Here is a 12,360-nt window from a genome sequence, read left to right as displayed (position 1 = left end):
GGTATAATTTAGATTGGAAAGGAGCGATTGAACATGTCGCTTGCAAAGAAAACATCTGTTTCTCTTGAACCGTCCATTGTGGCCCAGCTCGACACTCGTGGCCCAAGGAGTACGGTAATCAACCGCGACCTGGAACGGCTTTACAAAAATCCGGGCGAGAAAGCCCACAGGCTTTAGCCGTGGGATGAGAGCCCGGCTATTTTTTTTATCGGAACATCTTTCCTGTTTTTCAACAACCTGATATACTGTAACTATGGAGCAAAAATATAGACACAAACACACGTCCGTATCTTTGGTAAACTATCACTTCATCTGGTGTCCGCGCTACCGGCGCAAGGTGCTGGTTGGTCCGGTTGAGGCCAGGTTAAAAGAACTGATTAAGGAGGTTGCGAAAATTCTGGACCTGGAAATCCTGGCTCTGGAGATCATGCCTGACCACCTGCATCTGTTTGTCAACGCGCCGCCGGAATTAGCGCCTCACGACATTGTGGCACGGATTAAGGGCGTATCTTCACACCATCTGCGCCGGGAGTTTGAGCATATAGCACGGATGCCGTCCATGTGGACGCGGAGCTACTTTGTCTCAACCGCCGGCAATGTTTCTTCCGAAACAATTCAGAGATATGTTGAAGCCCAAAAAAAGAGAGGTTGATTGCAGTGGCCCGCAGAAAAGCAAGCCTACAGGAAAAACCAACACAAACACTCACAGTAAAAGCTAAAGCCGTAACCTTTAAGCAAAAAGCGTTTCGGATACTGCCGGACAATCGGGTGATGCTTCGCCTGCCACGCACGTATTCAAGGAGGGAAATCATCCTGGAATATCGCCTTTCACCAAAAGATTTTCTGGGTGAAGTCAAGCAGGTCAAACTGGTTTTCAGCAGTCAGACAAGTGACTGGTACCTGCATATTGTTCACCGGGTATCAGTCAAATACCGGGAACCAGGTAATATTATGGCCCTGGACCTCGGCATTGTAAATATTGCTGCCGGGATACTCTCCACCGGTCAAACTTTTCTGGTGCCTGGTGGAGCACTTCTTGCCCTGGACAGGTATTTTCACAAAGAAATTGCCAAATGCCGCAGTTCTTCCAGCAGACGCAGCCGGAACCTCAACCGCAAATGGAGCAGGCAGAGAAAGCACTACCTGCACGCTTTGACCAGGTGGATTGTTGATTATGCCGCCGGAAACAATGTCTCCGTGATTGTCGTTGAGGAATTAAAAGGTATTCGCTCAGACGCCAATTGGGGAGACAGGGGTAATCAGAAGCTGCACGCCTGGCCGTACAGGAAGATCATCCGGATGCTCACCTACAAAGCGGCGCTGAAAGGTATTCGTGTAGTAGATGTATCGGAAAAAGACACAAGCATCACCTGCCCTATCTGCCGCAGGCGGGCTAAGTCGGCGCGGGTCATGCGCGGCCTGTTCAGACACTGCGGCTGCCTGTTTAACGCCGACATGGTGGGAGCGTACAACATTCTGCAAAGGTATCTCCAAGAAGCAGGACAGCCTGCTTCAGGAGTAGTGGGCGGTCTGGCACGCCCTGCGGTCAACCTGTTCGTGTGGAGAAAAACCACACCACAAGGCCGTGAACAGGGGACGTTCAGGCAAACCGCCTGAGCATCCGCGAAGTAAAAAACCTCTTGGTTCCTATTAAGGAACCCCACCCCTAAAGGGGTGGGAGGATGTCAGACCCTGTACCGCCGGGCGCTGAAACAGGCCGGGCTGACTGTTGACGAGGCCTGCCTTATCGTGGATGCGCTGAACGAGAGCCTGTACAGTGCGGATACCGCCTGCCTGCTGTGGGCCGGTATCGGTGACGCCTGCAGGCTGGACGGGCTGGACAAGAAATGGAATGTGGATGATGTTGCGTTGGTGGAGAAACTGCAGAACCTGAACGAACTGCAGAGCATGGCCGTCATCGACGCTGCCGAGCGTTTCTGGGCCGGACCGTACCGGGACATAGAAATCCGGGAGGCGGTTAAGCAGGTGTTTGGCCTGTAGCTATCGTGAACTACCCCTTCCTTACGGAAGGGGCTTCCTGCTTCACAGTGGCCCTAACGGACCAGCTCCACAGGCGTAACTTTCCGTGGTCCCCACGGTAGGGAAGCCTTTAGGCCGCTTCCAAAGCCAACGCTCTCTTCAGAATATTCCGGGCAGCGTTCACGTCCCGGTCAAGCGTGAGGCCGCAGTAAGGGCAGCAGTGTACCCGTTCCGATAATTCTTTAGGTACGGTCATCCCACACCTGCTGCATTCCTGCGATGTGCCGGAGGGGTTCACTTTGACAAGCTTGGTACCAGCTTCTCCCGCTTTGTACTCAAGCATGGAAATGAACTCACCCCAGCCGGCATCAGAAATGCTTTTTGCCAGGTGATGGTTCTTTACCATGCCCTTTATGTTCAGCTCCTCTACAGCAATCAGACTGTAGGTGTTTACTAATTTACGGGACTGCTTGTGCAGGAAGTCCATCCGCTGGCTGCGGACTTTGGCGTGGAGCTTCGCCAGCTTCCGCCGGGCCCTCTCCCTGTTGCGGGAACCCTTCTCCTTGCGGGAGAGTTCCCGCTGGGCTCGCTTGAGCCGTTCTTCTGTCTTTCTCAGGTGTCTGGGGTTTTCGATAACGCTGTCGTCTGAAAGGGCTGCAAATTTCTCCAGCCCAGCATCCAAACCTATAGCAGGGCCGGCATGTGTTTGCTGTTGGGAAAGTTCTATTTCCACGGCAAAAACGGCCCACCACCTGCCAACAGCATCCCGCTTGATGATCACGGTCTTGACGGTGCTGGGTATCTGCCGGTGCAGCTTTATCTTCACCAGGCCGATTTTTGACAGTTTCAGTTTGCCGTCCTGAAAAGAAGCTCCTTTGCCTTCTCCAAACTGGGTGAAGGTAAGCGACTTATATCGCCCTCTGCCCTTGAAGCGGGGATACCCCGGCGTTTCTCCGTTTTTGACCCTACGGAAGAAAGCGGCAAAAGCTCTCTCTACCCTGAAAAGAACCTCCTGGGCAACCTGTGAATGAACCTGTCGGAAATATTCGTTTTCTTTCTTGGCCTCTTTCAGCCATACCTGCTGTTCTCTACGGGAAAGAGAACGCTTCTCTTTTTCCCATGATTCTTTCCTTTGAGCAATTGCTGTGTTGAAAATCTTGCGGCAGGTCTCAATCCAGTCAAGAAGTTTTTGTTCCTGTTCTCTGCTAGGGTAGATGCGAAACCTGTAATTACGCATTGCCTTGGGACTGGACGTACCTTTTGACATCTTCCAGCTTCACCTCCCCCACGGTGGCAAGAAAATAGCTCGGCGACCAGAAATGGCCGCCCCACAACTCCTTCTTCAGTCCAGGGAATTCTCTGAAGAGCAGGCGTGCAGAGACCGACTTGAGGGAATTCACAAACTTTGAGAGCTGTACCTGGGGTCTGGAAGCAAAAAGGATGTGAATGTGGTCCAGATCGGTCTCCTGCTCGATGATCTGTACTCCGAATTTTTCTGCAACGCTGAAGTTTATTTCTTTCAGGCGCGAGGAAATCTCTTTGGTCAGTACCTTTTTCCGGTACTTTACACAGCACACATAGTGGGACCGAAGAGAGTATACAGAATGACATCCCTTATCTAATTGGTACTTCATACCTTTATTCTATCGGAAGAGCTGAAAATAAGCAATACCCGCCTCTCATCCCCACCCTCACGGGTGGGGACTTCCCGGCGGGAAAGTTAAATTCAGCGCAAACACACGCAAAGGGAGGCGAAATCTGTGTTCGGGCACGAGTCAAAACCCTGCCGGGTGTACGAATACGGCTGCTTAACACCAACGGCAGGCGAAAAGGAAATGCTGGACCAGCTTCACCGGCGCAATCAGTTTTGGAACCGGCTGGTGGAGATAGAAAGAGAATACCGCCAGGCTGTTAACGACCTGCTTACTCCGCCCGATAACCCGGTCCCGGAACTCGAGGCGGAACTGGAAGCCGTTCGGGAGGAAATCAAACAGCGCCGGCAACAGAAGCGGTCGGTAAGAGTCAATATTTCCGACCTGCGGGAGAGGGCAAAGGACCTGCGGGAGCGAATCAGACAGGCCAGGCAGGAGGCCAGGGCTGCCAGAAAAGAAATGCTGGAAGCCAACCGTGACAAGTTGAAAGAGTTAGATGCGGAACGAGTCAAGCAAATAAAGCAGGCCCAGGCTGAATCCGGCCTGTATTGGTGCAATTATGACGAAGTGGTTGCCAGTTATCAGGTTGCGCGCCAGAAAGCGGCGCGCCAGGGCCGGGACCTGCGGTTCCACCGCTTTGACGGCAGCGGGAAGGTAACAGTGCGCTGGCAAAAGGGCCTGCCGGTGGAACAGGTGTTTGGTTCTGATACCAGGCTGCAGATTGACCCGGTATCTGAGGAAGCGTGGTATCATCCGAAGCGCTCGGAACGCCGGAGACTGTCCCGGACAAAGGTGCGTATTCGCGTTGCGTCCGATGGCCGGAATCCGGTGTGGCTGGAACTGCCGATGGTCATGCACCGTCCGCTGCCGCCTGATGGAACTATCAGATCAGCTTCAATAGTCCGGGAAAAACTGGGTAATACATACAGATACAAACTGGTTGTCACAGTTGCGCTTGAAACACCGTCTGCCCCGGTAATACCTGCGGCCAGCGGCAGAATATTCGTAAACTGCACCTGGCAGCGAAACGAAAATGGCATTGTTGCCGCAACTTGGCACGATGATTCAGGCCAGAAGGGGGAGCTCATACTGCCCAACCGCGTTGTGAGCCAGTTCTATAAACTGGACGACCTGCGGTCTATCCGGGACAAGCACTTTAATGAGATCAAAGAAACAATTTCAAAATTCCTTGACATGTTCCCGGACTGGCTCAAGGAAGAATTGGCAACGATTGACAAGTGGCGGTCGCAGGCCAGGCTGGTCAGTGTATACCGGAAATGGCGTGAAAACCGGTTTGACGGCGATGAGGAAATGTTTGAAGCTGTCGGATACTGGTACATGCGCGAACAGCACTTGTGGCTGTGGGAAGTCAATCTGCGCGACCAGTTGATACGCCATAGGCGCGAAATATACCGCATCTTCTCGGCAGGAATTGCGAAGAAGTATGCAGAAGTAGTTGTATCAAAACCAGACCTGCGGAAGGCTGCTGAAAAGCCGGACCCCGAGTTTGGTCCGCAAACATCAAAACCGGAGGATAGAATACGTACTATTGCCGCAGTCAGCACGCTGTATCTGGCAATAGAAAACGCATGTAGGAAATTTGGCAGGACTTTCGCAAATACCCCTGCTTCCTGATCAGAAAAACGATTTGCGGGAAAAACAACTGCCGACCGAAATCCAAACTGCTGATATTGCTGGGTTTGCGGTTCGGTTGCTATGCCCGGCTCAGGGGCTTTAATACTGAGACCTTCATAAACTCCGACGGCCCGGGGAGTATTATACTCAGTTGCTATGCCCGGCTCAGGGGCTTTAATACTGAGACCTGCAGTATAACCATAGTTGCAATGCCCGGCTCAGGGGGTTTTAAAACTGAGACGCGAGAACGCCATTCCCACCTGTTTGCCAAGTCTATGAGTTGCGATACCCGGCTCAGGGGTTTTGATACTGAGACTATTATAGAGGAAAAGTTAACCAAGTGGAGGATTTTATGGACGAGCCCGTGCAAATTGACATCAGTGTCTTTATTGCCAATGCCCTGGCAATGAAGCCGGAACTGCATAAAGACATCGACCGGCTGTATAAAAAATCGAAATACCGGTATTACCGGCTGGCTAAGGAAAGCAGGTGGTACAACCACCCACTGCTTGCCAATAACAGCCTTCTCCGGGACGAATACGCAAAAAAGGTGCTGGGGCTAATATCCTGCGACAGGACGGATATAATCCCGCTGATCAAAAAAGGCTGGAAAAAGGTGTTCAATACGGTCAGCAGGTCTGCAGCGGTGGATATTGATGTCCTTCTGGAGACACTGGTCAAAGATGATATTGACAGGCTCACAGATGATGAAATCTGCTATACCATCGTTATGGCCATTGTCACAGCCCGGCTGCTGGGGAAAGAAATAATCAGCAACGAAGCGTATAACCAGTTCTGCCAGACGCTGTATGACCGGCTCCGGCACGCCGAAGGATGGAAAAAACTCAGCCTGAACACCTTGGAACCGGGGCACCGGGTTAAGGTGGAAACTTTAAAGGCCGACATATACCGCGTCAAAGACATGAAGGCAAATTTCTATGCCATTGCCAAACACCGCGACAGCAACAACGGAGACCTGGTCAAACTGAACGAGGCCATTGCCTTTCTGTTTGACATAGAAAATCTGAATACCTCCATAGTGGAGGAAGTCCCGGTTAATGAACGCGATGTCAGCGAAATCCTGGCCGCCTACTTTGCCAGTCACTTTAACCTGAACAAGAACGAAGCTGCAAAGTTCCTGGTCAGCGGGCTGTATATCAAAAACCTGCTCAAGGCATACCGGCAGGTGAAGGAGCAGTATTTCGCCAACAACCGGGAAACCATGTTTGTTGAATTGGAGGGCCTGGAACAGCAGAATGCCGAACTGCGGCAGCGCCTGTCAGCTTTGGAAGCGGAAAATCAGCGGTTAATGCAGGAAAACGGCGAACTGCGGAAACAGGCGAAAACGGCATACCAGCAGGCTGTTGCGGAATACCAGGGGCAGGTCAGGAAACTGACTGCGGAAGTTGCCGAATTGCGGGAAGAATTGCAGGCAGACAAAACGGAATTAACTGCCCTGCGGGAACTGTTCTTTTTGCTGGAAAACCCGGAAACGCCGGACCATACGGAAGATACCCCCGACCTGGACCGGATTCGGGAAGTGCAAGGGCTTATTGTCGGCGGCCACGACCGCTGGCAGCAGAAGATGCGCTCCCTGCTTCCGGAGTGGAAATTCATCGGCACGGATAACGTAAACTTCCCGGTGAACCTGCTGGACAAGGCAGAAGTGGTGTTTGTTTTTGCCGGATATTTGTCCCATGCCCTGTATTTCCGTATAATTAACGAAGTGCGCCGGCGGAAGCTGCGTTTGGAATTCATCCGCAATGTCAATGAAGAACTGGCGTTGCGGGAAATAGCCGGAAAACTTAAGCTAAACCATTTACAAAAGATATAGGTGTTTGGTATAATATATCTGTACCAAAGTCTTTATGTGTTTTACAAAGTTTTCCTTCTTTTGTTTCCCCGCATGATCGCGGAGAAACCAAGTTTATTTAAAAACAGAGTTAAAGGGGTACGTATTGCGTTTTTTAAGAAAACCAATGCGTGCCCCTTTTTATTTTATCCCCATCAGGAGCGAACAATCGTTCCGGTGGGGTTTTTATATAAAACCGGAAAGGAGGTCGAAAAAACAAAATCAATGCCCCCGCACAGGGAACGGAGGAACCAGCGCTCACCCGGTGCGGCGGGTGAGAGCGCAGAGTAAGTAAAAAAAGGAGGATGAGAAAATGCTGAACAGGATCATACTGATTGGCCGGTTGACCAAAGACCCGGAACTGCGGTACACACCTAACGGTAAGGCCGTTGCCGGCTTTACTCTTGCTGTGGACAGGCCGTACAAAAACCAGCAGGGGGAGCGGGAGACAGATTTCATCAACATAGTTGTCTGGGGCAAGCAGGCCGAAAACTGTGCCAACTATCTGTCCAAAGGTAAACTGGCTGCAGTAGACGGAAGCCTGCGGATTCGGTCCTTCGAGGGCCAGGACGGCCAGCGACATTGGGTTGCCGAGGTTTTGGCCGAAACCGTCCGCTTCCTCAGCCCCAAAGACAAAAACGATACGGGTGTGGAGGAAATGGGCACCCTCATTGACTTCACCGATGACGACATACCTTTTTGAAATAAAAGAGCAGGGTTAGCCCCCTGCTCTTAAAATTCCAAAAAAAAGGGGGATTTCGTATGGAAAAATGGCTTATTGAACGGCTGCTCAAAGAAGTGGCCGAAAAGAAGCAGGAGGCGAAAAACGCCCTGGAATGGGCTTATGCCTCCGTGGAAAAGCAGTATCACCCGTTCATCCGGCTGCTTGACCAGAGTGTCTGCATCTACAGAAAAGCTGTAGATGCGGTACCCAACGAACTCAGACTGGCCGGTGTATGGCGGCATCCCAAAACGGGTTATCTGTATATCACGATCCGGAACCCGTACATGGGTGCCGACGGGCGTAAGAAAGTGTTCGCCGACAAACACGTGGCGGCGAACAAAAAATTCAGCATGACCTCCAATCTTGAAAAGCTGGAGGAAGTCATGCTGACCACCGGCAAGCGCCTTCCGCCTGACATCCCGGTCCGGGTGCGGATCGAGAGCGAAATTTACGGTGCTCTCGAAGGTATAGCCCGTATTTTTTGGGACGACAGCGGTGCCAGCGGCACCAACCCGCTGGAGGTAGCCTACACTTCCGCCGTGGCCCGTGCCATGGGCGAGGCCGGTATCGGTATCCTCCCCACTGGCTTCGCCACATATGAAGAAGTGGTTGCTGCCCTGGATGCGGGGGCAGGGAAGGATGCCGACGACAACGCCGGCGTCATCGTGGCAAAAGTAACGCCGGAAAACACCGGGTCCGCTGCCGGTTCTGCCGCAGCCGGCCAGGACAAAAAGGCAGGTAAAACCGAAAACGGGTTTTACCAGGTGAAAATCCTTGCCGAGCCGGAGGTGAAGAAGGCTGACAAGGGGGTTTTCGCCAGGATTGGAGCCGCTGATCTAAAAACCGGTGAGAAATTGTACCTGCTTTACTCCGGCCCATCCGCCGAGGAAGCAGGCAAAATACCGGTTGGCACGAAAATGACTGTCCAGGGGCAGAAATTTACCCAGGGCAGTCACACCTACCTCAAGGTAAGTTAAAGAGGGGAACGCTCCCCTCTTTAACTTCACCGTGTTGGGCATAGAAAAAAATAAGAAATGAGGGATAGAGTATGGCACATAAAGACTGGTGCGGTGAAGATTGCAGTATTTGCAAAACCAGTTGTGGTCTTGATGAGGCCATACCGTGCAGCCCTGATTGTGATAATCTAGGGCCAAACGGTGAAACAAACAGTGAAGAATGTCAAAATTGTGACGCTTTTGAGGTTATCCACAATTTTACCTCAAAGCATAATTTCCTAAATATTTAAAAGAGCACGCTTATGCGTGCCCTAAAAACTTGATAATTATGGGTTTGGTGGTATATCCCTGACGCAACCTTTCTTGCCACACATCATGGGGGTGTGAGTGGTGAAGAAAGGGGGTGATGGTTTTGGCAAAGTTTGCTGAACTTATAACCGGCTTAATCGCGCTAACCGTCAAACTAATAGAACTGTACATCGCCTGCCAAAAGACAAAGAAAAAACGTTAGGAACAACCTAACACAAGACAAAATATTTGCCACGTTTTAAAAACCACCCGCCCCCTAAGACAGGTTTGATTATATTATAACCTGCCGCGGGGAGAAAATCAAGCTATGGAAAGGGGGGTAAAACATGCGCAGACTGCTGTTGGCAGCCATGCTTCTTGTCCTGCTGTCCGCGCCCGTGCTGGCCGAGGCCGGGACCAGCGACCACGGTTGCATTATAAAGGCCACCCGTGACGCGCTGGTGTATAAAAGCGCCGTCACCGGCCAGGAGGTAACCGTCAAAACAGCAGGCAAAAAAATCCAGTACGGCAACCGCCTGGTTACCGTACTGCCCGCAAATGTGTCAGGCGTAGTGTACAGCAGCGAATACGGGCTGTATATACAGCCGGTTGATGTTCCTGCTGTGGCCCTGGCAAAAAAAATCACCTGCGGTAATTAACCGCAGGTGATTCCTTTTTATCGGGGGAGAAGGAAATCCTTTTCCTTCGGGAAAGGTGGTGGTGCCTATGCCCTGGGAAAGACTTGCGGACCTTCTTCTTGCAGGTATTCAGTTGGCCTGCGGCCTGGTTGCACTGGCAACGGCCCTGCTCCAACTGAAGAAAGCAAAAGGGGTTAACTGCAGCAAACCCAGACGCAGGCATTAACCCCTGTTCTCGGGAGGGACCCTCTCTCCCTCCCCTGATAATTAAATTATACCCAAAAACAGGTTAAATATCAAGGGACAAGGCAATAACCCTTGGGGAAGGGGGTGGTGCCTGTGCCGTGGAAGGACGTTAAGGAAGTCCTCCTTGCTGGTATTCAACCGCTGACCGCGCTGTTCCTTTTCAGGAAAGCCGGGTTGGAGTTGAAGAAAGCAAGAGAGGCCGACCGTAAGCGACCCTCTCGCACCAGGTAAGCCTCTAGTTCCTGGGAGGGGCCTCTCTCCCTCCCTTGATTTGAATATTATACCAGAACGGGGTGAAAAAATGCAAGAAAAGCCGTGGAAAAGACCGGGTTACAACCCGGTTAACAACCTGGTAAGACTGTCCAAAACCTTTCCCCGTATCCATCTGTGGGAAGGCTTTTTCTCCGCCCCTGACCGGGGTAGCGACGGCAGCGGCGCGTGGGCCGGCAACAGCCCGCCGGAACTGACGGAGGACCTGCTCGACTGGTTCGAGCCGAAAAAAGTCCTCGACCCGATGGTGGGTTCCGGCACGACAAAACATGTCTGCGACCGGTACGGTACCGACTGCGTGGCCCTGGACCTCAACCCTGCCTGGGGCGGGTTTAACGCCGTCAAAGACGAGATACCCTGCTCGGCGGACCTGATCTTCTGGCACCCGCCGTACCACAATATGAAGGTATACAGCGGCAGGGAATGGGGCAAACCGCACCCGGACGACCTGTCCAGGCAGCCGACCTACGAGGCTTTCATAAAGCTGGCCAACCAGGTTTTTGCGAAATGCGTCACAGCACTGCGCAAAAACGGCCACCTGGTGGTCCTCGTGGGCGACATCAAGAGCAAGGGCAGGCTGTACAGTATTGCCCACGACATGGCCTGGTTCGGGAAGCCGGTGAACATTATCCCCAAGTGGCAGCATGGCGCGTCCTCCAGCAGAAAAGACTATTCCGGGAGCCGGGCGTTTATCCCGGTTACCTGTGAATGGATACTGATATTCAGGAAAGAGGACTGCTATATACTGCCGGGGCGGATCGTGAAGCAGTTGGAAATCGACCTCCGGGAGTGCGAGAAGGTCACCTGGCGTGACGTGGTACATGCCGCGCTGGAAAAGCTGGGCGGCACGGCCACCAGGGACAGCCTTCTGGAGGAAGTAAAGAAACACAAGAAGGCCAGGGCTAACAACCACCTGCGGGAAAAACTGCGCCAGGTGCTGCAGATGTACCGCCAGGACTTTATCTGTCCCAATGAGAAGGTTGTTAAACTGGCTTATATTCAGTAACCGTTGTAAATGTGTTAAAATATAAATTATAAGGGGGAATTTTTTATGAAAAAAGCCTTTGAGTGGCTCTTTGAGCCATCTAATTCTTTCATGTTTGTGTTTTCAGTACTCATGATTGGCATAAGTGTATTTTTGGTTATAACACCCCACTCGGCAGAACCGGAAATGTTAGGATTATTTAAAAAAATAATTGGTTGTATAGCTGTTGTAGGGACTATGGTGCTGATATTACTTGTGTTAAGTTTGATGTCATATTGTGGGTATGGATACAGGCAAAAAATCACTAATATAAAAGTAGTTTTAACCAGTGTAATAACAACAGCAATATGTTATGCAATAATTTCAATAAAATATTAAGTTAAGTTAAAAAATATCCCATTCCACTTTTGCCTTAATGAAAAAGTGGTTAAACTGGCTTATGCGTGAAAAAGGTGGTAAACTATAATATAGTGGGGTGGTTCTATGACTGTAAAGAAAGTATTGGGTGCCATTGTGCTGTCTATTCCATTTGTGATCATGTTGGTCACAATGTTTAAAGCCGACAGACATTTCAAAAAAGCAATGTTTATGCAATGGTTTGATGACAAGCTAAGTAAGCAGTATTATGATATTCATAAAAGAAAAAGCAGATATTATGGATGTTTATTGTTGGGGCAAGGTTTAATATTGGCCGGGGTTTTTTGGTATCTCATAAAACCATAACCTTTACAAAAGACTTTGGCATCTGGTATAATATACCTGTACCAAAGTCTTTTTATTTTACTTGAAGTTTTCACTTTTGTTTCCCACACAGCGCGGGGGAACCAGGTTTTATTAAATCAAGATTCAAAGGGGTATGTATGTCGCTTTATAAAGTGCTGCATATCCCTTTTTATTTTGCCTGCCGGGGACACTGGCAGGCTGTATATTTAAAAAATATAAAAAAGGAGGGATAACAAATGCCAAAATACACCGTTTGTGTGCGCGAAAGACTGGCGAGAAACGTAAGCGTTGAAGCAGAGTCGGAAGAAGAAGCCCTTGAAATAATTGAAGAAAAGTATCACAGCGGTGAAATAGTCCTGGACAGCGAAGATTACATCGAAACGGCGTTTGAACTGAAAACGCCGTAAAAAA

Annotated in this window: 16 protein-coding genes; 14 read left to right on the top strand and 2 right to left on the bottom strand. The window is 50.7% G+C overall.

The annotated features are described in order from the left end of the window. Positions 1-33: 33 nt before the first annotated feature. From Tfer_RS16480 to Tfer_RS04265, 4 genes are all read left to right on the top strand, one after another. Positions 34-177 (top strand): hypothetical protein, encoded by a 144-nt coding sequence (locus Tfer_RS16480; protein ID WP_160315523.1) that lies wholly within the window; start codon positions 34-36, stop codon positions 175-177. A gap of 76 nt (positions 178-253) precedes the next feature. Next, positions 254-652: an IS200/IS605 family transposase gene (gene tnpA, locus Tfer_RS04275; RefSeq protein ID WP_052217033.1), complete on the top strand. Its 399-nt coding sequence runs from the start codon at positions 254-256 to the stop codon at positions 650-652. A gap of 5 nt (positions 653-657) precedes the next feature. After that, positions 658-1,617, top strand: coding sequence for an RNA-guided endonuclease InsQ/TnpB family protein (locus tag Tfer_RS04270; protein WP_052217032.1), 960 nt, complete (start codon positions 658-660; stop codon positions 1,615-1,617). A 57-nt stretch (positions 1,618-1,674) separates the two neighbouring features. Continuing rightward, complete coding sequence (locus Tfer_RS04265; RefSeq protein WP_052217031.1) at positions 1,675-2,001, top strand: hypothetical protein; 327 nt, start codon at positions 1,675-1,677, stop codon at positions 1,999-2,001. 109 nt (positions 2,002-2,110) lie between these two features. Here Tfer_RS04265 and Tfer_RS04260 read toward each other — a convergent pair whose 3' ends face one another. Next, a complete protein-coding gene (locus Tfer_RS04260; RefSeq protein ID WP_083436775.1) occupies positions 2,111-3,247 on the bottom strand; it encodes an RNA-guided endonuclease InsQ/TnpB family protein in 1,137 nt (378 codons plus the stop codon). Beyond that, complete coding sequence (gene tnpA / locus Tfer_RS04255) at positions 3,210-3,614, bottom strand: IS200/IS605 family transposase (protein WP_052217030.1); 405 nt, start codon at positions 3,612-3,614, stop codon at positions 3,210-3,212. Before tnpA (Tfer_RS04255) ends, Tfer_RS04260 begins: the two co-directional genes overlap by 38 nt. A gap of 126 nt (positions 3,615-3,740) precedes the next feature. Here tnpA (Tfer_RS04255) and Tfer_RS04250 point away from each other — a divergent pair, with 126 nt between their 5' ends. The 10 genes from Tfer_RS04250 to Tfer_RS15850 all read left to right on the top strand — a co-directional run bounded on the left by Tfer_RS04250 (position 3,741) and on the right by Tfer_RS15850 (position 12,356). Continuing rightward, positions 3,741-5,267 (top strand): hypothetical protein, encoded by a 1,527-nt coding sequence (locus Tfer_RS04250; RefSeq protein ID WP_052217029.1) that lies wholly within the window; start codon positions 3,741-3,743, stop codon positions 5,265-5,267. 352 nt (positions 5,268-5,619) lie between these two features. Next, a complete protein-coding gene (locus Tfer_RS04245) occupies positions 5,620-7,101 on the top strand; it encodes a hypothetical protein (RefSeq protein WP_052217028.1) in 1,482 nt (493 codons plus the stop codon). A gap of 331 nt (positions 7,102-7,432) precedes the next feature. Further along, a complete protein-coding gene (locus tag Tfer_RS04235; RefSeq protein WP_052217026.1) occupies positions 7,433-7,822 on the top strand; it encodes a single-stranded DNA-binding protein in 390 nt (129 codons plus the stop codon). Positions 7,823-7,881: 59 nt separating this feature from the next. Continuing rightward, positions 7,882-8,820 (top strand): hypothetical protein, encoded by a 939-nt coding sequence (locus Tfer_RS04230; RefSeq protein WP_052217025.1) that lies wholly within the window; start codon positions 7,882-7,884, stop codon positions 8,818-8,820. Positions 8,821-9,434: 614 nt separating this feature from the next. Further along, positions 9,435-9,746 carry a hypothetical protein gene (locus tag Tfer_RS04225; RefSeq protein WP_052217024.1) on the top strand — a complete coding sequence of 104 codons (312 nt, stop codon included), beginning with the start codon at positions 9,435-9,437 and terminating at the stop codon, positions 9,744-9,746. A gap of 67 nt (positions 9,747-9,813) precedes the next feature. Further along, positions 9,814-9,951: a hypothetical protein gene (locus Tfer_RS16475; protein ID WP_160315522.1), complete on the top strand. Its 138-nt coding sequence runs from the start codon at positions 9,814-9,816 to the stop codon at positions 9,949-9,951. Between the two features lie 321 nt (positions 9,952-10,272). Then, the gene (locus tag Tfer_RS04220) at positions 10,273-11,247 is read left to right on the top strand and encodes a DNA methyltransferase (protein ID WP_152908963.1); all 975 of its coding nucleotides are present in this window, start codon (positions 10,273-10,275) and stop codon (positions 11,245-11,247) included. A 45-nt stretch (positions 11,248-11,292) separates the two neighbouring features. Further along, complete coding sequence (locus Tfer_RS04215; protein WP_052217022.1) at positions 11,293-11,604, top strand: hypothetical protein; 312 nt, start codon at positions 11,293-11,295, stop codon at positions 11,602-11,604. Between the two features lie 105 nt (positions 11,605-11,709). Continuing rightward, positions 11,710-11,949 carry a hypothetical protein gene (locus Tfer_RS04210; protein ID WP_052217021.1) on the top strand — a complete coding sequence of 80 codons (240 nt, stop codon included), beginning with the start codon at positions 11,710-11,712 and terminating at the stop codon, positions 11,947-11,949. 236 nt (positions 11,950-12,185) lie between these two features. Beyond that, on the top strand, positions 12,186-12,356 hold the full coding sequence (locus Tfer_RS15850) for a DpnD/PcfM family protein (protein WP_083436774.1): 171 nt from the start codon (positions 12,186-12,188) through the stop codon (positions 12,354-12,356). Positions 12,357-12,360: the final 4 nt, after the last annotated feature.

The organism is Thermincola ferriacetica, from assembly GCF_001263415.1.
GTDB classification, from domain to species: Bacteria; Bacillota; Thermincolia; order Thermincolales; family Thermincolaceae; genus Thermincola; species Thermincola ferriacetica.
Note: the sequence above shows the minus strand (reverse complement) of the source record. Positions and strands in the feature narration are given on the sequence as shown.

What these genes read in the sequence shown, in the direction of transcription:
- tnpA (WP_052217033.1), top strand. Translation starts at nt 254, where the DNA reads ATGGAGCAAAAATATAGACACAAACACACGTCCGTATCTTTGGTAAAC.
- Tfer_RS15850 (WP_083436774.1), top strand. Translation starts at nt 12,186, where the DNA reads ATGCCAAAATACACCGTTTGTGTGCGCGAAAGACTGGCGAGAAACGTA.
- Tfer_RS16480 (WP_160315523.1), top strand. Translation starts at nt 34, where the DNA reads ATGTCGCTTGCAAAGAAAACATCTGTTTCTCTTGAACCGTCCATTGTG.
- Tfer_RS04210 (WP_052217021.1), top strand. Translation starts at nt 11,710, where the DNA reads ATGACTGTAAAGAAAGTATTGGGTGCCATTGTGCTGTCTATTCCATTT.
- Tfer_RS04235 (WP_052217026.1), top strand. Translation starts at nt 7,433, where the DNA reads ATGCTGAACAGGATCATACTGATTGGCCGGTTGACCAAAGACCCGGAA.
- Tfer_RS04230 (WP_052217025.1), top strand. Translation starts at nt 7,882, where the DNA reads ATGGAAAAATGGCTTATTGAACGGCTGCTCAAAGAAGTGGCCGAAAAG.
- Tfer_RS04245 (WP_052217028.1), top strand. Translation starts at nt 5,620, where the DNA reads ATGGACGAGCCCGTGCAAATTGACATCAGTGTCTTTATTGCCAATGCC.
- Tfer_RS04225 (WP_052217024.1), top strand. Translation starts at nt 9,435, where the DNA reads ATGCGCAGACTGCTGTTGGCAGCCATGCTTCTTGTCCTGCTGTCCGCG.
- Tfer_RS16475 (WP_160315522.1), top strand. Translation starts at nt 9,814, where the DNA reads ATGCCCTGGGAAAGACTTGCGGACCTTCTTCTTGCAGGTATTCAGTTG.
- Tfer_RS04220 (WP_152908963.1), top strand. Translation starts at nt 10,273, where the DNA reads ATGCAAGAAAAGCCGTGGAAAAGACCGGGTTACAACCCGGTTAACAAC.
- tnpA (WP_052217030.1), bottom strand. Translation starts at nt 3,614, where the DNA reads ATGAAGTACCAATTAGATAAGGGATGTCATTCTGTATACTCTCTTCGG.
- Tfer_RS04215 (WP_052217022.1), top strand. Translation starts at nt 11,293, where the DNA reads ATGAAAAAAGCCTTTGAGTGGCTCTTTGAGCCATCTAATTCTTTCATG.
- Tfer_RS04260 (WP_083436775.1), bottom strand. Translation starts at nt 3,247, where the DNA reads ATGTCAAAAGGTACGTCCAGTCCCAAGGCAATGCGTAATTACAGGTTT.